This window comes from Gemmatimonas sp., assembly GCF_046594945.1.
Classification (GTDB): Bacteria; Gemmatimonadota; Gemmatimonadetes; order Gemmatimonadales; family Gemmatimonadaceae; genus Gemmatimonas.
Genome location: NZ_JBKJRB010000075.1, coordinates 15206 through 33487, shown reverse-complemented (window position 1 = coordinate 33487; position 18282 = coordinate 15206). Strand labels below are relative to the sequence as shown.

The following is an 18282-nucleotide window of genomic DNA, read 5'->3' as shown; positions in this document are numbered from 1 at the left end:
GTCGTTTCAGGAGGCTGAGGAGGAGGAGGACACAGGCGCGGTAGCGACATCATCAGCTGTCGGGTCGTACACGGTGACCGGTCCAAGCGACAGCGCTTCGACGGTCGGACGGATCGCGGTGGCATCGCCCACAACGACGACCTGTAAGCGACGCGGATCGAGATGCGTTTGCGCCACCCGCAGTACATCCTGCGCGGTGACCGCCTTCACCCGCTCACGATACGTATCGAAGTAGTTGGTCGGCAGGCGGAAGATCTCCACGTTCGCCAATCCTCCCGCGACCTCGGCGGTGGTCTCGAATCGAATCGGGAAGACGCCCACCAGATAGCTCGTGGCCAGTGACAGTTCCGCATCACTCACCGGCGCTTCACGAATGCGCGCAAACTCGAGCGCGATCTCACGTAGTGCATCGGCGGTGACCGCCGTTTCCACGGCGGTTGAGATTTCGAACGGGCTGGCGGCACGACGCCAATCGAAGGCCGAGTGGGCGCCGTACGTGTACGCGTGCACTTCACGCAGATTCAGATTGAGCCGCGACGAGAAAAGTCCGCCGAGAATGGCGTTCATCACCACCACGGGGAAGTAGTCCTCGTGTAGCCGCGGAATCGCGACGTGCCCGACGCGCACCTCCGACTGCGGCGCATCCGGCTTATGGACCAGATGCACGCGAGGCTCGAGAAAGCGCTGCGTGTCCATCGGCTCCGTCACGGGTGGCGCCTTGCCGGTCCAATCGCCGAAGTGCGCACTGGCAAGCTTCACCGCGTGCTCCACATCGATATCACCAACCATCATCAACGCCGTGGCGTCAGGACGATAGAACTCGGCGTGATAGGCCTGTACGTGCTCACGCGTCAGACGCATGATGCTCTGTTCGTCGCCACCGGCAAGCCGGGCGAACCGCGACTCCGGCTTGTACAACAACCGCGAGAAAAATACGTCGGACAGCCCGCGGGGCTCAGCGCGCAGCTGCGCCAGATCAGCGAGCCGTTCGCCGCGCATGCGCTCCAACTCCGACTCGGGAAACGCCGGGTAGCGCAGCACTTCCGACAACACCGCGACAGCATCATCGATGCGCGACGATAGCGCGGTGATCTGCACGATCGCCGAATCCCAGTCGGCGCCGGTGTCGAGCGTGGTGCCGAGCATCTCCAGGCGCGACGTGAGCTCGAGCGCGTTCATATTACGCGTGCCTTCGGCCAGCGCCCGCGTGGTGAGTTGCGCGAGACCCTCGAAGTCACGCGGATCGCGCGTGGCGCCCGCCTCGATCACCGCCAGCGTGGTGACCACCGGATACGCCGGCACATTCGCCACACTCAGACGCAGACCGTTGGCCAGGATACGCGTGGAAAAGTGCGGAAACCGATAGTCGCTAGGCGTTCCAGCGCCGGGTCTCGGCGAAGCGCTCGGCATCGCGCTCGGCATCGTCACAGCGGGAGTCGTGCTCGAAAGCGTATCCGTCATGCGCCAGCCTCCGCCATCTCGGCATGCTCCGCATTCGACGGTTCTTCGGCCGGCACGAACACCAGCAGCGCGCGATTGTCGGGACCAAGCCGCTCGCGCGCGAGCGCGGACACCGCCGCCGTGGTCGTCGCCCCGTAACGAGCCACCTGTTCGTTGATCAACGTCGCATCACCGAAGTATGTCGCAAAGCGCGATAGCTGGTCGGCGCGTTCGGCGGCTGACTGCATGCTGGTCACAAAGCTCGTCTCGATGAGCGCTCGAGCGCGCTGCACTTCGACGTCGGTAACACCCAGCTCGTGCATATGGTCGAGCTCGGCCAGCACGGCGGCTTCAAGCTGTTCCGGCGTGACGTCCGGGTGGGCGGTGGCGTCAACCACCAACAGGTCGCTGCCTTTCGCCAGATCGTACGTGAAGGCGCTCGCTTGTGAGGCAATGCGCTGCTTCCGCACCAGCGACTGCTCCAGGCGGCACCCGGTGCGCAAGCCCAGCACGGCAGCAGCGAGCGACGCCGCGTAGTAGCCATCGCTGCCAAACACTGGGGTGCGGCAGGCCACGAACAAGCGTGGCAAGGCGACTGCATCGGGTACGACGGTACGACGGGTGTTTCCGTACGTGGGCGGCACGGTCATGTCGCGCAACGGCGGGCGGGGCGCGCCACGGGGGATCGGTCCGTAGTACTCCTCGATCAGCCGCATCGTCTCGGTGCGATTAAAATCACCAGCCACCGTGAGCACCGCGTTGTCCGGGGTGTAGTAGGTACGGAAGAAGTCGGCAACGTCGTCGAGCGACGCGTCGGTCAGATGCTCCATGGACCCGATCAACGAGTGATGGAACGGATGCTCCTCCGGGAAGCAGAGCGCCGGCAGGCGCTCCCACCAGGTGCCGTAGGGCTGATTATCGACCGACCAGCGACGTTCGTTCTTCACGACGTCACGCTGCGTGTCGAGCTTCTGCTGCGTGAGACCCGGCAGCATCCGCCCCATGCGGTCCGCTTCGAGCCAGAGCGCGAGGGCGATCTGATGCGACGGCACCGTTTCGTAGTAGTTGGTCCGATCGAGCCACGTGGACCCGTTCAGCGTCCCGCCAGCCCGCTGAACGAGTTCGAAATGCTCGTTGGCTTCGACGTTTGCCGACCCCTGAAAGAGCATATGCTCGAACAGATGAGCGAAACCTGTGCGATCGAGCCGTTCATTGGCCGAACCCACGTGATACCACAAATTGACCGCGACGATCGGCGCCGTGTGATCCTCAGAGAGCACCACATGGAGGCCGTTCGGGAGGTGATAACTCTCGACTGGAATGCGCATGGGTCAATATTGGGGGGCTGGTCAGGCAACTCGGAACCCCACGCCCCAGAACCCGCCTTGTTGTCAGCACAACATTTCTCACCGCAATTTCTCTTATGACGTTTTCCAGTCGCCGTACGGTTCTCCTTCTTGGAACGGTCGGAGCACTTGGTGTGCTCACCGGCTGCGGCAGTGACCTTCAGGTGCCGAGTGCCGCCGCGGCGACCGCCAGCACCACGGTGGCGGCGGCGGTGGCGGCGGCGGTGGCGGCCGTGCCCGCCGTGCGTATCACCGACGCCAAAGGCAAAGGGGTCAAGAATGTCATGGTGCGCTGGCGCGTTACGAGCGGTGGCGGCAAGGTCGTAAACGATTCCGTCCGCACCACCAGCAGCGGCGACGCCACCTCAGGCGGATGGACGCTTGGCACGACCGCCGGCCAGCAGACACTGCAGGCCACCGCCGACGGCATCCCTACCGTGTCCTTTACCGCCACCGCGACCGCCGGTCCGCTTTCGCGGCTCACGCCGGTCAGCCTCGGTGACCAACAGGCCCCGGTGAATACGCCCGTGCCGTCGCTGCCCGCGGTGCGCGCCGAAGATCAGTACGGCAACCCGATTGCCGGCACTGTCGTGGTTTTCACGATCGTGCAGGGCAACGGGGTAATTCTCGGTGCGCAGCAATCGAGCAACGAACTCGGGATCGCCGCGGTCGGTGCCTGGACCGTCGGCACGGCCATCGGGCAGCAGATCGTGACGGCCACGGCCACCGGAGCACAGCCCGCGATCTTCAGCGTCAACGCACTCGCTGGACCGGCCGTCGATCTCGTCAAGGTTGTCGGAGACAATCAACCGGGCGTCGCCAGCATCAACATCGCCACGCCTCCGGGCGTACGCGTGGTGGACGCCTTTGGAAATCCCGTTGGTACTGTGCCCGTGGTTTTCACCCCAGGCCCCAGCTCTGGCACGGTCACCGGCAGCACCGTTCTCTCCGATCCGGCCACCGGCACGGCCTTCGTGGGCAGCTGGCGTCTCGGCACCGCGAGCACGCAGACGCTCGTCGCCACCAGCTCGGTCATCCCCGGCAAGTCGGCCACGTTCACCACCACGGTGACGCTGTCAGCGTTCAACGTGGACGTCCGCTTCGTCGGTGACGCCTCTCTGCCGGTGCGCACCGCCTTCGCCAACGCTGTCGCCAAATGGCGGCAGGTCATTGTGGGAAGCATCGGCACCGTCACCAACCTGAACATCCCCGCCGGCCCCGCCGCAAATTCGTGCAGCGATTGGTCGCCGGCGCTCACCGGCACGGTACAAAACACCGTGATCTTTGCGCGCATCGACTCCATCGACGGGCCGGGCTCACCGGGTGTGGGCAACATCCTCGGACAGGCCAGTCCCTGCTATGTGAACGCCAACGCGATTCCGTTTCTCGGCTTCATGGAGTTCGACACGTACGACGTCGAGCTGCTCGTGGCGCGCGGACAGTTCGAGAAGGTCGTGCTCCACGAGATCGGGCACGTGCTTGGCATCGGTACGGTCTGGAATTTTCAGCGCGCGCTGCTGAACACGACGATCACAAACGACCCGTACTACGTAGGTACTGCTGCGCGCGCGCAGTTCGCGGCCATCAACACGGTGACCTTTTCCGGGAATCCGGTGCCGGTGGAAAACACCGGCGGCACCGGCACCGTGAACTCGCATTGGCGCACGTCAGTCATGGGCCGCGAGTTGATGCAGGGCTTCGCGGTAAATCAGGTGCAACCGCTCAGCCGCATCACCGTGGGTTCACTGCAGGATCTCGGCTACACCGTGAACCTCGCCGCCGCCGATGCCTTTTCGCTCACGGCTGCACTCCGAAGCGGCTTCGGATTCGACCCAAGCTCGGGTACACCGTACCGCGACCTTGTGCCCGATGTCGAGATCAAGCAACGACGCGCCGATGGCAGCATTGTGCGCCTGCCACGCCAAAAGCGCTAGCGAGGTTGATCGTGCCGACGTTGTGATCGTCAACACAACGCCCGTGTGTGTGTCAGGAACGGCCTTGGTGTGGGCGAGTAGCAACAAGGTACGGCGAAGTTGCCGGATGCCCGCAACCATTCGCCAGGACTGCGTATGAACTACACCGGCCGTTCGGTTCGCCGATCACTGAGTATCTCGTCCCGCACCGCGACGCGAGTAGCGTTCGCACTGAGCGCGCTTCTCACGTTCTCGGCCTGTTCGGGTGATAGCGTTACGGCACCGTTCGATGCAGTCAGCACGTCGGCGCGAGTACCGGCATCGCTCGTCGCGGCCGATGGTGATAATCAGGTCGGCGATCCGAATATCGCATTGCCGATTGCGCCTAGCGTGCGACTGCTGAACAATGCCGGGCGACCCGTACCCAACGTGAGCGTCACGTTCACGCCGGAGGGAAATTCTGGTGCCGTGGCGCGCAGCACGGTGGTCACCGACAGCACGGGGTACGCGTCGGCAGGCGTATGGACGCTGGGTCTTGGATCCACGCAGGCGTTGGTGGCTTCGTCCACGTCCTTGCCCGGCATATCAGTCGCGTTTCGTGCCGCGCTGCGCCCGTCGCAGTTCGATATTACCGTGCGATTCATTGGTGACGGCGGCACGGCGCGTCAGCGTGAAGCATTCGCCAGCGCCGTGGCGCGGTGGCGTCGTGTCATTACCGGCGACGTCGGCACCGTTCCCCTGAACGTGCCGGCTGGCGAGTGCCAGAGTTGGATTCCGGCGGTGAACGAAAGCATCAATGATCTGCTGGTGTACGTGCGTATCGCGTCGATCGACGGAGCGGGAAAGATTCTTGGTCAGGCCAGCCCCTGCTATGTCAACTCGGGCAACAAGTTGCCGATCATGGGTTTCTTCGAGCTCGATCAGGACGATCTCGCACTGTTGTTGTCGCAAGGCACGCTCGACAACGTCGTGCTGCACGAGCTGGGGCACATCCTCGGCATTGGGACGCTCTGGAATTACCAGCGCCAGTTTCTCCTCGGCGCCGGCACTGACGATCCTTACTTCAACGGCGTGCAGGCGCGCGCGCAGTTGGCCAGCACGAGTGGCTTTGGTTACGCTGGACTCGGGGTCCCGGTAGAGAACGCTGGATCTACGGGAACGCGCGACGCGCATTGGCGCCGTTCGATTTTTGCAAACGAACTGATGCAGGGCTACTCGCAGCCAGGTGGCATGCCACTGAGCCGTATCACCATCGCGTCGCTGAGTGACATGGGCTATGTCACCACCATGACCGGCGCTGACAGCTACTCATTTCTCACGGCAATACGCTCCATGAGTCTCGGCGCGAGCGAAGGCACCGCGAGGTCATTCGGCGACGACATCGCCACGGCGCCGCTGTATGAAGTCGAACGAAGCGGGTCGCGACGTCTGGTCCGACCAGCCCTGAAATAGCAATGCGGCGCCTCGGCGCCGTGCCGCTACCGTGGCGGCGTCAGCGGGGCGTTCACAGAGCCGCCGGTAAGCACCAACCAGAACGTGAGCGCCAAGTCTGTGGGCAGCGCGATCGACTCGCGCAGCATGTATTCTATCGCCACCGCGCGATTGGCCGAGATCGGACTCGTGCGCGTGGGCGACGACAGCGGACGCAGACCGTGCAACCGGGCAAGCACGTCGAGTCGGAGCATGTGAAACGGATCGCTCACCAGCAGCACGCTGGGGCGATTCGGCAAGGTGTCTCGCGCGTTGGCCGGGAGCGAGTCACGCCACGCCTTAAGCAGCTCGGCCGCGCCTTCTATGGATGCCAGCGACGTGCGCCCTGCTGCCTCCAAAAGAATGGCCTGGGTGGGTACGCCGCGGCGCACCAGATACCGTCGCCCCGCCGCCGCTTCGCTGATGAGATCGCCCGGGCGACGACCGCCGGTTAGTACCACCCGATCGGCTCGATCGCTCTTCCACAGTGCCAGCGCGTGGTCGAGGCGGGCGCGCAGCACCGGAGACGGACGTCCACCATACTGCGCGGCGCCGAGGACCACGATGGCATCGGCATGTCCGTCGGCCGCCCGCCTCGACCAGCCGAAGATGACGGCCACACACACCACCCACCCCACCAGCACCGCGCCGATGAGTCGGGGAATGAGGGGGGGTCGATACCGACGACGGGCTACGCGTTCCATCTTGCCAAACTACTGCATGCGGGCCCGTCGCGACGGCACAACAGCCCCGGGCCGGGAATGCGACTACAACGTCACGACGGTGCCGGGCGCCGGGACATCCACCGTGAAGTGATCGGCCCGCAGCTGCTCGGCGAACGCCGTTTGCGCCGGCTGTTCACCGTGCACCAGGTACACGTGCGGCTGATTCCGGCCTTCGGCGACGCCGCCGTCACGCACCGCTTTCAGCCAGGTGTGTAGTTCCGTACGGTCGGCGTGAGCGCTGTAGCCGTTCAGCACTTCTACCTGTGCGGCGAGTTCGACTTCCTCTCCGAAAATCTTGATCACCGGTCGCCGCTCCAAAATGCGACGGCCGAGAGTGTGCTCACCCATGAAGCCCACGATCAGAATCGTGTTGCGCGCATCGCTGGCCCCGTTGCGCAGGTGGTGCAGAATCCGCCCAGACTCCACCATCCCCGAGGCCGCGATGATGATCATCGGGCCATGCATGCTGTTCAACGCCTTTGATTCGTTCACATCGCGCGTAAACTTCACCAGCGGGAAGTCGAAGAGGTCGCTCGTGTGACGTACCAGATCTTCGCTGTGGTCGAAGACTTCCGGGTGCATCGCGAACACCGACGTCGCGTGGGTCGCCAGCGGCGAGTCGATGAAGATCGGCACCGTCGGGATCTTGCCGGCGCGATGCAATTGATGCAGGTCGTACACCAGCTCCTGCGTGCGCCCCACCGCAAACGCAGGAATCAGCACGCGGCCACCACGGGCGGCTGTTTCCCGCACCACGCGCCCCAGTTCCTCGCGTGCGCCCTCCACCGACTCATGATCGCGATTGCCGTACGTGCTCTCACACAGAATCACGTGCGCGCCACCAGTGGGTGGCTCGGGATTGCGGATAATCGGGAGATCGTGCCGTCCGACATCTCCGGAGAAGACCACGCGACGGAATTCATTGCCCTCACGCAACTCCAGCACAACCGACGCGCTGCCCAGAATGTGTCCGGCTTCCGTGTACATGGCGCGCACACCGTCGGTGACCTCGAACCACTTATGGTACGGCATGCCGATCATTTGCTCGAGCGTGCGCGTGGCATCCTCCACACGATACAGCGGCTCGGCATGTGGCCGGCCGTGCCGCTCAAGAAAGTCAGCATCTTTTTCCTGGATATGCGCCGAGTCGGCCAGCATGAGGGCGCAGAGATCGCGCGTGGCCGAGGTGGCCCAGATGCTGTTCTTGTAGCCCTGGGCGGTCAGGAAGGGCAGGCGGCCGGCGTGATCGATATGGGCGTGTGAGAGCACGATGGCATCGATTTCGTCGACCGGGAGCGGGAGCTTTAAGTTCTTCGCCCGGGAATCGCTGCGCTTCCCCTGAAACAGCCCGCAGTCGAGCAACACCGTGCGAGGACCGACGCGGAGAATATGGCAGGAGCCGGTGACTTCCTGAGCGGCGCCGGAGAACTCGATCTGCATGGTTTCAGCCGATGTTTTCGAGACAAGAAATGTGATCGTCCGACGTCGGGAAGACGTCGTCACCTCTAACTTCCTTCTGAGAAGACATTTAGCTAGCCACTACGCGCGATTGAGCGCGATTATTCTCGGCTTTAGCAAAGACATTCGTGACAAAGGGCTTCGGAGCAGGCCATTCTGAGGCGCCGAATGAGACTCGAGCAAGCGTACTTTCGGCATTGGCTCAGAATCGCGACACCGTCGGCTGCCGCTGGCCATGTCCGATGAGCCCGTTATAGAAGCCCAACTCGATCGTATTTCGTGTATGCGCCCGCCGCGCGTCTGTCACGTTGCTTGCTCATCACCAACGCCTCGACGCGCCGCGTCATTAGTACCTCCACCAGGCAACCTCATGATCCGTCGTACCCGTACGGTGCTCTCCCTTCTCGCCGTGACCGTTGTTTCCGTCGCTGCTGCGCCAACGCCGGGGGGGCCAATCGGGGGAATCATCGTCAAGGGCGGAAAGAACCCCGGCGGACAGATGCTCGTTCTGGACACCAGCGATACAAAAGGCAAATTCAGCATCGCGTTTGCCGAGGGCGGCGAGTACCGGGTGGAGTTTTCGGGCAAGGCGCCAAGTACCGTCGGTGAACGCCAGCCGGCCGACGTGCGACTCGAGTATGTGATGAAAGCAAATGATGCGCGGGTCGCTCGCTCGCAGGCGACAGATTCGGGGGTGCGAGGCACAGCGCGCTTTGCCAGTAGCTTGCGAACGGCGCAGCTCCTCGTGAAGGTGCCGAACGGTGGTGCAGAAATTTCTGGAGCGCTGTACGCATCCGTTGTCATCGACGTCGTCGCGCCAGCCGAGCGGGCCATCAACGAGTCTGGCGTGAGTGTAAAGTCGCCCAAGGCTAAGCCCAAGGGATCGTGAGGCGGCAAGCGGGCGGTTCGGAAAGGCCTCCTCTTAAATAGCGAAGAGCGATCTACCGAAACGGGGCAAGCTCACCCTCTCAAACACCCTCACCTCACCTCATCAACGTCCTCGAGTCGGCCGATCGATACACGACCATTTCCTTGGCTGATTCCCGCAGCATGCTCTGTGCTCCGGAGGGACATGAGCTCACACAGCTTCATGACTTGGCGGTCAGCCAGCATGTAGTGCACGAAAAGCCCATTTTTGCGGCGCTTCACGAACCCGTGCGCGTGGAGAACCTGAAGGTGCTTGGACACGTTCGCCTGCCCGAGCCCGGTTCCCGTTACCAACTGGTTCACCGTCTGCTCACCATACTGCAGCGACCTGAGCAATTCCAAACGAGCGGGCTCTGACAGAGCCTTAAAACGCTCCGCGACCACTGGAAGGACACCATCTGTCAAAGTAAATCGACCCATCTCGACCTCGCATAGTCTTATCATTTCTCGTCGATTGGACGACGACGGCCGCGCTACAGGCGCGACACCCAATCTTATCCGTGTAATCCCGAGTTGGACAGGGACAGACCGCGGGCAATCTTCGCAATAGGCTCAATTCAGTACGCCGTCACTCACCTGTGGCTTCGGACGACATCACGCACTTACCACTCGCGATGCGTCGGCCATTCGGTGATCGACCCAATGTGTGCTCGGTGGAGCAGATCCTTCACGTAGTGGAGCAGTACCGTGGTGAAACGACTCATGAGGTGGTGCATGCCCTCTCCGGTCGAGATGGGTGATCGCTCTTCGTCGAGCAAATCGGTTGCTGCGATCGATATCGAAATGATCTTGCATGTTTTGCGCCGCGCCGCGTGCACAAACGTGCGTTCCGACACTGATCCAAGTACGTTAACACGTGTCACATCGCGGCACACGTGAGTTGCCGCACAACAACCGAAAGAATTCACGCGGTTCGACGCACTGTACGTCATTGATGAGACGCCGCCGGGTCAACATCGCATCGCGAAACGCGAGACGTGTGTCACAGAGCGATCGTGAACAACGATCACATCTGACACCACACACGCCGTGGTCATGCAGTGCATGGTACCGCTCGCTTCACATGAGAAGGTGCACCATTCAGCGTGCGCGATGCGCCACCGCGCGATGACATACACTACCGGACTCAACGTTAGCCGACCCCGGTAGCCGGCACGCCGCTGGCATCGCGCTCCCGGTTACAGGTCCCGCTGCATCTCAGTCGGATGCCGCAGGTCGCGACGAGCCAGCAACTTCTGCAGCGACTGGCGATGAAGTCCCAGCGCGCGCGCAGTGCGCGCAATATTGCCGCCGTTGCGCGCCAGTGCCGCACCGAGGAACGCGCGGTCGAACTCCCGCAGGGCTCGCTCACGCGCTTCCACGAACGGCAGGTCGGCCGACTGCTCCATGATCGACATCACGCGCATAGGACGCTGCGTTGTAAGACTCCGAGGAAGATCGCATGGGCAGATCTCCACGCCGTCCGCCATGACCAACGCACCTTCGATCACATTGCGCAGTTCGCGGACGTTGCCTGGCCAGTCGTAGTTCAGCAGAATCTCGCTCGCGTCGTCGCTGATCCTTCGCGCCGGCAAGCCATGACGCTCGGCGAACACGTGAAGGAAGTGACTCGAGAGCAAGGGCACATCGGACTTGCGATCGCGCAGCGGTGGAAGCGCCAGCGAGATCACCTTCAAACGGTATAGGAGATCTTCACGGAAACGTCCATCGGCGACCATCTCGTCGAGCGGGCGGTTCGTGGCCGCAATCACGCGCACATCCACGCGCGTGGTCTTTGTACCACCGACCCGCATCACTTCACCGCTCTCGAGCGCGCGCAGCACTTTCGCCTGCGCCAATGGGCCGAGGTCTCCGATCTCGTCGAGAAAGAGCGTACCGCCGTGCGCCGCTTCAAACAGCCCGCCACGATCCTTCACGGCTCCCGTGAACGCGCCACGCGTATGGCCGAACAACTCACTCTCCACCAGCTCCGATGGCAACGCCGAACAGTTGAGCGCGATAAACGGCTTGTGACGCCGGGCGCTTTCATCATGCAGCGCACGCGCGACTAATTCCTTGCCGGTACCGCTCTCACCGCCCACCAGCACCGTCACGTCGGTACGACCCACACGAGAGATCATCCGAAACACGTCCCGCATCACCGGCGTCGTGCCGTACATACCGCGGAATTCGTTGACCTCGGCGTCCGGCTCCGGCGTCGTCTCCACGCGCAGGGTCGTCATGGTGTCGGCACGACGCAGATAGGCGATCACCTCATCACGCTGAACCGGCGTGTTGATGTAGTCTGCCGCGCCACGCTCGAACGCCTTGATCGCGGCGTTCGTAGCGCCAGGCGCTGTCGCCATCGCGGTCAGCAGCATCGGGTGTACCTCATGCAGTTCATCAAGCAGACGAAACGCGTCGTCGCCCGGAAGCTGCTGGTCGGCGATCACAACGTTGATCTCAGCCCGGGTGATGTTCTCGCACACACCCGCTGCCTGGGCGGCGTGCAAGAGATCGCGGCCGTCTGCTTCCACAATGGCACGCAGCGCGTCCACAAACGACATACGCTCACTGACCACCAAAATGCGCATCTTCGTGGACGTTTGGCCTGAACTCCCTCGAGCTGCAATTCGAAGATGACTCGCGCGTGCGGCCGGAGAGCGCGGTGAAGCCAGTGCGCTGCGGACCTGCGTGGAGGGATCGACGTTGTACAGAGCGACGTTGCTCATAAGCGGAGTCTCGTTTTGGACAGTGACCCGAAGGCATTCTGTCCGTGGTGGGCGTAACGTGCATATCGGTGATACGCTTCGCGTACGTGCGGCACATCACAGACCGGGAAAACAAAAAGGCGCGAGATCTGCTCTCAACGAGAGCGAGACTTCGCGCCTTCAACTCCGGGATCGGCATCCCGTCGTCAAGGTTGGATCGATCGAGCGATCCGATATGTCTTCCTGCAAGTGATGCTTGGCGGCCATTCTGTGCGGTTGCGAACCCCGCCATCTCATCGTGAACCGCGACTAGATAATCGTTCGGTCCATCCAGTCACGCAAGGCTGAACTGTCACAAAGTGTGTCACAGGTCGCACTTTGATGTGCAGAACTCACACAAATCTCCACATCCTGGCTGCCCCGCGCTGTTACACCAGTTTGACCAGAAGTTCCAGTCTATGACGTAAGTCGCCGAGTGTCTTCGACTTAAACGCGCCCTTGGTCTCCTCGAGGACGGCGATCGTTTCTTCCACGGCCGACTGGAGCTGAGCGCCACGCGGACAGTTCATGAGCTGGCAGGGGTGCGGTTGCAGCGTTTGCTGTCCCGCCAGCGCTCGTCCCAGCTGTTCGAGATCAGTCAGTGATCCCATCACATTGCGCAGCGTGAGCGCTAAGAACGTATCGACGCCCTGTCCTTCGGTGGCCGGCGCCACCGGCTGTGCCTCCACCTGCGACCGGTACTCGCGAAGCCGCGCCTCCGCGCTTTGCATCGCCTGATACGAGCGAAAGCGCGCAACCGCACTCGCGACGCGCTTCAGCAACTCCGGAAAGTGAATCGGCTTCACCAGATAGGCGGCCACCGGGAGTTCAATAGAGGCAACAGCCGACCGAACCGACGGGAATCCCGTAATTATGATGATCGGCAGACCGCCGCTCAGGTGCGCCACCTGCTGCACCAGATCCAGATCCGCATTCCCAGGCATCTCAAGGTCCGTAATCAGCAGGTCGTACGTCGCTGCCGAGATCGCGGCCAGCGCCGAGGCAGCGTCATCGACCGTATCGACCGTGAATCCTTCCCGACGCAGCAACTCGGCGGTCGAGTTGAGAAATGTGGGTTCGTCATCCGCAATCAGAATTCGTCCGCGACTCATCGCAGCACTCCGGTATCCAAAGGGGTCATCGGCAGACGGACTTCGAATTCAGTCCCGCCTTGTGGCCGATCATGTACGACAATGGAGCCGCCCACGGCGTGAACGGACTGCCTGACCAGCGAAAGACCGATACCCATACCACCCGTTTTGACAGTGCGATCTTTCGTACTGAAGAACGGGTCGAAGATGCGCTGTCGGAGCGCATCAGGAACACCAGGCCCCTCATCGGTCACACGTAAGACGCACTCGTCCTGCTCCACCATGGCGGTCACCGTGATCGTACCACTGGCCGGTGACGCGTCGAACGCGTTTTGTACAAGATTGTACATCGTTTGTCGAAGAAGCGCATCGGGCACGGGCACAAGCGAAGGGGCGCGCGACAGATCGGTCACGATGTTGACCTGACGAACGCGATTCACCTGTTCGAGAAAACTCACGGCATCGGTCACCGCCAGGATCACCGACGATTGTGCAATCATCGACTGGTCGGGACGGTACGTCTCGTACAGCTGCCGCGTGACCGCCGCGATACGCGCAATTTCCCGCTCGATCGCGCCCACGAACCGATAGTGCGGATGATCCGTAGGAATCGCCCCGCGAATCAGGAGAAATGCGTTCTGGATACCGGCAAGCGGATTGTTGATCTCGTGCGCCACGCTCGCCGCGAGCTGTCCCATCGTGGTCAAGGCACCGATCTCACGCAGGGATTCCTCGGCTCGTTTACGCACCGTCAGATCGCGCCCCTCCACCAGCACCTGCACCACCTTCTCCTCGTGATCCCGAATCGGTTTGAGCGAAAAGTCGATCGTCACTACCCGATCACCGGGGCGCCCGATCTCGACTTCGAATCGATTCGTATCGCCGGCACGCGCCTTCACGAAGCGATCCTGTACCCGCTCGCCGGTGAGCGCGTCATCGGCCCACCACGGTGACAGCCAGAAGCGAACACCCGGCAGCGCGTCCGCCGTGGTCCCCGCCAGCTCACCGGCCGCGCGGTTCGCTTCCAAAATACTGCCGTCGTAGTCAAGCAGCAGCTGCACTTGATTCGCCGTGTCGAACATCGCCCGAAATCGGCGATCGCTTTCGTCGCGCGACGCGTCGGCCAGCGCGCGCTCCGTGACGTCGGCGGAAATGCCCAGCAGGCGTGCAGGACTGCCGTCGGCCGTGCGTTCCACGACCCGGCCGCGATCGACCAACGCATGCCATGAGCCGTCGCCCGCGCGCAGCCGATACTCGCACTCGAACGCCTCGGCGTGACCGCGCACGTGCGCGTCGAGGGCGCGTGCGTACGCCGCACGGTCATCGGGATGAATGAGCGCGGACCACGCGGCGAATCCACCCTCGAGCACCCACGGTTCGATTCCGAGGTAGCGCAGCAGCGCCGGACTGCGATGCATCGCCCCTCGAAGGACATCGAGTTCCCACACACCATCAGTGGCCCGCTCGATGGCCCGCTGCATGCGCTGTATCCCTTCACTGCTGGCCTGCGCCAACATCTCGCGCTGCTGCCACATGGTGACCGACAGCAGCACAGCCACCGAGAGGCCAAGGAGCAACACCAGTTCGGGCAGTGTAGAACGCGACGTACCGGGGGCCTGTGATACCGACATCGTGAGCGCACGCGCACCGAGTTTCAGCGGCGCGGTATACTCGGGCGACGTCGACGCCACGCGACCGGAGATGATTGAGTCCCCCCGCGAGACGGCGACCGAAAATCCGCCACGCACGTCGCTTGTGAACTCGCCGATCAACGCCGCCTCGTCTACAAAGCCCACCACGACCGTGCGACCGTACGCGGCCACAGACGGCGGCGAATCGATCGGGTACATCAGCGCCATCCCCCACGGCGCGTCGTGTAGCGCGAGGACATAAGGCACGATCGACGTGAGCGATGCGGTCGGCTTGACCGACGCACGGTCGGCATGATACCGGCGCGACACGAAGTCGAGGAGCTGACGCTGCACGATCGGCGAAAGCGGCGCCGAGGGAATGGCGCGCAACACGGTGCCGGCGGAATCAAGCCAGACCATTCCGGCCAGCCCGGGCGTCTCATTGACCAGCCGCGGGAACACAGTGGTCCACGCCGCGTCATCGATGAGACCCGCGCCCGAGAGAAACGCCGCCGTACGACCGAGCGCACGATCGACCGCAAGAAGCTGCCGCTGCACCGCGCGATCCAGCGCATCGGCGGCAATTGCGGCCCGGGCGCGGGTCTGCGACAGTTCGCGCGCGACCAACGCCTGCCAGAGCACAAGCACCAGCAGCATCGTACTGGCGCCGGCCAGGACCGGGGCCCAACGCGGGGGCGCTTTGGTGCGAGCCTCATGCGCCGTGGTGCGCTGTAGCAGCGCCGTACCCAACAGCAACGACGCCAGCAAACTATGTAATGGCGCGCGAGCGGCCGCCGCCGCGCCGTCGGAGCCCAGCATCCCGGCGAGCTGCGCCAACAGTAATACCCCGCTACTAGCCACCAGCAGCGCCGACAACGTGCCGGTTATGGCGCGACGGCGCTCCGACGGTGACTCCGAGGCCAGCAGGTACAGCGCCGTGCTGTACAACAGATACAACAGCGCCGCCGATATCGGAATGTCGCGAAGGGGCGACGAGTCACCAACCCGGGCGCGGGCGAATGCCTCCAGCGGCAGCGGCGCATTCTGCCAAGCCAATATGAGGGCGAGCGAAGCAGCCAATCCACACAGCACGGCCAGACGACGCGACAGGGGACGACGTCCAGCCAGTTTCGCGAGCATGCCGCCGGCGCCCGTTACGATCATCACGGTGCCGCCCAATCGGGCCGGCGCAAAGGTCTCAAACGGTTGCACAAGCCACGGAATGCCGAAAAGCCAGCCCAACAGGCTCGGCACAGTCAACACGATCGCAGCAACGGCAAGCCCACACGTAACGCGTGGATCTGACGTGCGCGGAGTCGATTCCCAACCTTCAGCTTGCATACCAGACGGATTCTCGATGGGCTCGGCCCCCGTTGCTAGGTGCAGCCGATCGGCTGCATGGTCAGCGCGCAGTGCAGTTCACGTTTCGCCGAGTCGGAGCCAACGACGCACCGTCGGTGCGTGGAACGTCTGCAGCCGAGTGAGCATCGACGAGGCCTCATCGCTGACCACCAACCACTCGCGCGGATTTCCGCGAAGAAAGCCCTCGGCGTCCACATGGTCCAGCAGCGCCACCAGTGGACTCCAGTATCCCTCCACATCGAAAAGCCCGATCGGCTTTTGGTGAACACCGAGCTGCGCCCAGGTCCAGGTCTCAAAAAACTCCTCGAGCGTCCCCAGGCCCCCGGGGAGTGTGATAAAGGCGTCGGAGAGCTCCACGATCATCGCCTTGCGCTCGTGCATTGATCCCACTACCCGCAGGGACGTCAATCCATGATGCGCGACTTCGCGCTGCACCAGACCGTGCGGCATCACGCCGATGACTTCGCCGCCGGCGGCCAACGCCGCGTCGGCGAGGGCACCCATCAACCCGACCCGACCCCCGCCATACACCACCGTGAGTCCACGCTGGGCCATCAATGTGCCGAGTGTCCGAGCGCACGCGAGATACTCCGGACGGGCTCCTTCATTGGAGGCGCAGTAGACCGCCATTCGCTGCATCGGTGCAGACACTCGAGCGGAAGCGGATGTGGACGCAAGGTCGGGGTCGCTGGATGCAGTGGCCATGCAAAAAGCTAATGCCGAAGCGTATTCATGCGACGGGTCGCACCCCACAGCATCACGGCCGCCACGGCGGGCCCGAGGCAGGCGATCAGGACAACCGCCCAGCCAAGTGCACGATCGGTAGCGGAGCGGTTCCACCAGATGGCCTGTACGGCGGAGCGGTTCCACCAGATGGCCTGTACGATCGTGAGCACCGCGTCCAACGACACGGCAATCGCCAGCGCCCGACTCAGGCGCCATGCGGCACGTCGCGCCGCCGCGCCCGATGTGCTTCCGCTCGCGCGCAGCGCGCGCAGGGCAAACAGCAGCAGCACGTCGAAGAACACCCACACGCCCTGCACCACGCCCGACGGAAACCACGGAGAGGTCGGCGCCAAGGCCAGCAACACGGCCCATGGAATCAGCATCCACTCGAGCGCATGTAGCAGCACCGCCGGTCCCCGTAGCAGAGTGCGTAGGCCGAATCGCCACAATGATCCACCGGCGAAGGCACGCAATCCGTCCAGCATGGCACGCACGCTCGATTGCTCGCGGGGATACGCGAGATAAATCGGTTCCCACTGCTGCGGGCGCAGCTTTCGTTTGAACGACGCCAGCCCGTCGAAGTTGAACAACGGACGTGACCAGCGCCGCGTGGTGCGCAACCATCCGCTTACCGGTCCAGCGAGGGGCGCCAACCCGAGTGTGACCCAACGCACGTCATCGGCGGCCAGCGCCCGCAGTGCGTGGTCAACCAATAACTCTGCGGTGCCGTTCGGTGCGTCCGGATCGCGCAGCAGATGCTCAAACAACCACCCATCACGCGTCGGCACCGGCACCATAGACAACAGCGCTACTGGAACTCCGCCGCGCATCGCGACCATCGAGCGCCGCAGTGCCAACCACGCGAACGGTTCGACTTCCACCAGAAATCCCATGCGCGGCATCGTCCGCGAAGCGAACCATCGGTCGATCAGCGCCTCCAGCAGCGCGCGACGATCCGGCTCGCGCATCGCGTCGGCATCGAGCGACTGCACTGTGACGCCCTTCGCCCGTGCGCGGCGCAACTGTTCGCGCAGCGATCGGTGATGAGACAACTGCTCGGCCCACGACTGTGGGTCCCACACCGGCTGCTCGCCCAACAGCATGCGGCGGAATCGCGGCGACGATGCGAGAATGCCCTCGGTCGCAAAGAAGCTTACGCGGCACCGCTGCGCTGCCGCGAACGCCACAAACGCTTCGGCCACCGCGATCGCGTCGTGCGGCGCGGTCACCGGCTCGCCGGCCGAGACCATCGCGCCGGGCGTCCGACGATATGCCACCAGTCCGCGATCGCCCCGTTCGTCATCCAGAAACCAATGCTCCAGCCCCGCACCGAGCGCGCGAAATGCGGTCGCCGTGCGCCCATGGCGCTGGATCAGCGCGAGCGCACGCGCATCATCGCGCACAGTGACGGAAGCCGAGGAAACGGGCACAGAGACAGTCGGATACTACCGGGAGACTGCCGGC

13 protein-coding genes are annotated in these 18282 nt (G+C 63.4%); 3 read left to right on the top strand and 10 right to left on the bottom strand.

The window, feature by feature from the left end:
* Nucleotides 1-6: 6 nt before the first annotated feature.
* Entirely contained in the window at nucleotides 7-1461 is a 1455-nt protein-coding gene (locus ACLL97_RS08400; RefSeq protein WP_411280024.1) for a M16 family metallopeptidase, read from the bottom strand.
* On the bottom strand, nucleotides 1458-2768 hold the full coding sequence (locus tag ACLL97_RS08395) for a M16 family metallopeptidase (protein ID WP_411280023.1): 1311 nt from the start codon (nucleotides 2766-2768) through the stop codon (nucleotides 1458-1460). The genes ACLL97_RS08400 and ACLL97_RS08395 overlap by 4 nt, the downstream gene beginning before the upstream one ends.
* Before the next feature lie 95 nt (nucleotides 2769-2863).
* Here ACLL97_RS08395 and ACLL97_RS08390 point away from each other — a divergent pair, with 95 nt between their 5' ends.
* Nucleotides 2864-4720, top strand: coding sequence for a leishmanolysin-related zinc metalloendopeptidase (locus tag ACLL97_RS08390; protein WP_411280022.1), 1857 nt, complete (start codon nucleotides 2864-2866; stop codon nucleotides 4718-4720).
* Nucleotides 4721-4855: 135 nt separating this feature from the next.
* Nucleotides 4856-6151 carry a leishmanolysin-related zinc metalloendopeptidase gene (locus tag ACLL97_RS08385; protein ID WP_411280021.1) on the top strand — a complete coding sequence of 432 codons (1296 nt, stop codon included), beginning with the start codon at nucleotides 4856-4858 and terminating at the stop codon, nucleotides 6149-6151.
* A 26-nt stretch (nucleotides 6152-6177) separates the two neighbouring features.
* Here the strand turns inward: ACLL97_RS08385 and ACLL97_RS08380 are convergent, their stop codons facing one another.
* A complete protein-coding gene (locus tag ACLL97_RS08380; RefSeq protein ID WP_411280020.1) occupies nucleotides 6178-6873 on the bottom strand; it encodes a YdcF family protein in 696 nt (231 codons plus the stop codon).
* 63 nt (nucleotides 6874-6936) lie between these two features.
* A complete protein-coding gene (locus ACLL97_RS08375; protein ID WP_411280019.1) occupies nucleotides 6937-8397 on the bottom strand; it encodes an MBL fold metallo-hydrolase RNA specificity domain-containing protein in 1461 nt (486 codons plus the stop codon).
* Between the two features lie 325 nt (nucleotides 8398-8722).
* Between ACLL97_RS08375 and ACLL97_RS08370 the strand changes: the two genes are divergently transcribed.
* Entirely contained in the window at nucleotides 8723-9241 is a 519-nt protein-coding gene (locus ACLL97_RS08370; protein WP_411280018.1) for a hypothetical protein, read from the top strand.
* A gap of 89 nt (nucleotides 9242-9330) precedes the next feature.
* Here ACLL97_RS08370 and ACLL97_RS08365 read toward each other — a convergent pair whose 3' ends face one another.
* The 6 genes from ACLL97_RS08365 to ACLL97_RS08340 all read right to left on the bottom strand — a co-directional run bounded on the left by ACLL97_RS08365 (nucleotide 9331) and on the right by ACLL97_RS08340 (nucleotide 18248).
* Nucleotides 9331-9699 (bottom strand): ArsR/SmtB family transcription factor, encoded by a 369-nt coding sequence (locus ACLL97_RS08365; RefSeq protein ID WP_411280017.1) that lies wholly within the window; start codon nucleotides 9697-9699, stop codon nucleotides 9331-9333.
* Between the two features lie 758 nt (nucleotides 9700-10457).
* Nucleotides 10458-11990, bottom strand: a complete 1533-nt coding sequence (locus tag ACLL97_RS08360; protein WP_411280016.1) for a sigma 54-interacting transcriptional regulator — start codon at nucleotides 11988-11990, stop codon at nucleotides 10458-10460.
* A 407-nt stretch (nucleotides 11991-12397) separates the two neighbouring features.
* On the bottom strand, nucleotides 12398-13120 hold the full coding sequence (locus ACLL97_RS08355) for a response regulator (protein ID WP_411280015.1): 723 nt from the start codon (nucleotides 13118-13120) through the stop codon (nucleotides 12398-12400).
* A complete protein-coding gene (locus ACLL97_RS08350; protein ID WP_411280014.1) occupies nucleotides 13117-15993 on the bottom strand; it encodes an ATP-binding protein in 2877 nt (958 codons plus the stop codon). The genes ACLL97_RS08355 and ACLL97_RS08350 overlap by 4 nt, the downstream gene beginning before the upstream one ends.
* Nucleotides 15994-16149: 156 nt before the next feature.
* On the bottom strand, nucleotides 16150-16743 hold the full coding sequence (locus ACLL97_RS08345) for a TIGR00730 family Rossman fold protein (RefSeq protein ID WP_411280013.1): 594 nt from the start codon (nucleotides 16741-16743) through the stop codon (nucleotides 16150-16152).
* A 62-nt stretch (nucleotides 16744-16805) separates the two neighbouring features.
* Nucleotides 16806-18248, bottom strand: a complete 1443-nt coding sequence (locus ACLL97_RS08340) for a phosphatidylglycerol lysyltransferase domain-containing protein (RefSeq protein WP_411280012.1) — start codon at nucleotides 18246-18248, stop codon at nucleotides 16806-16808.
* Nucleotides 18249-18282 lie beyond the last annotated feature (34 nt).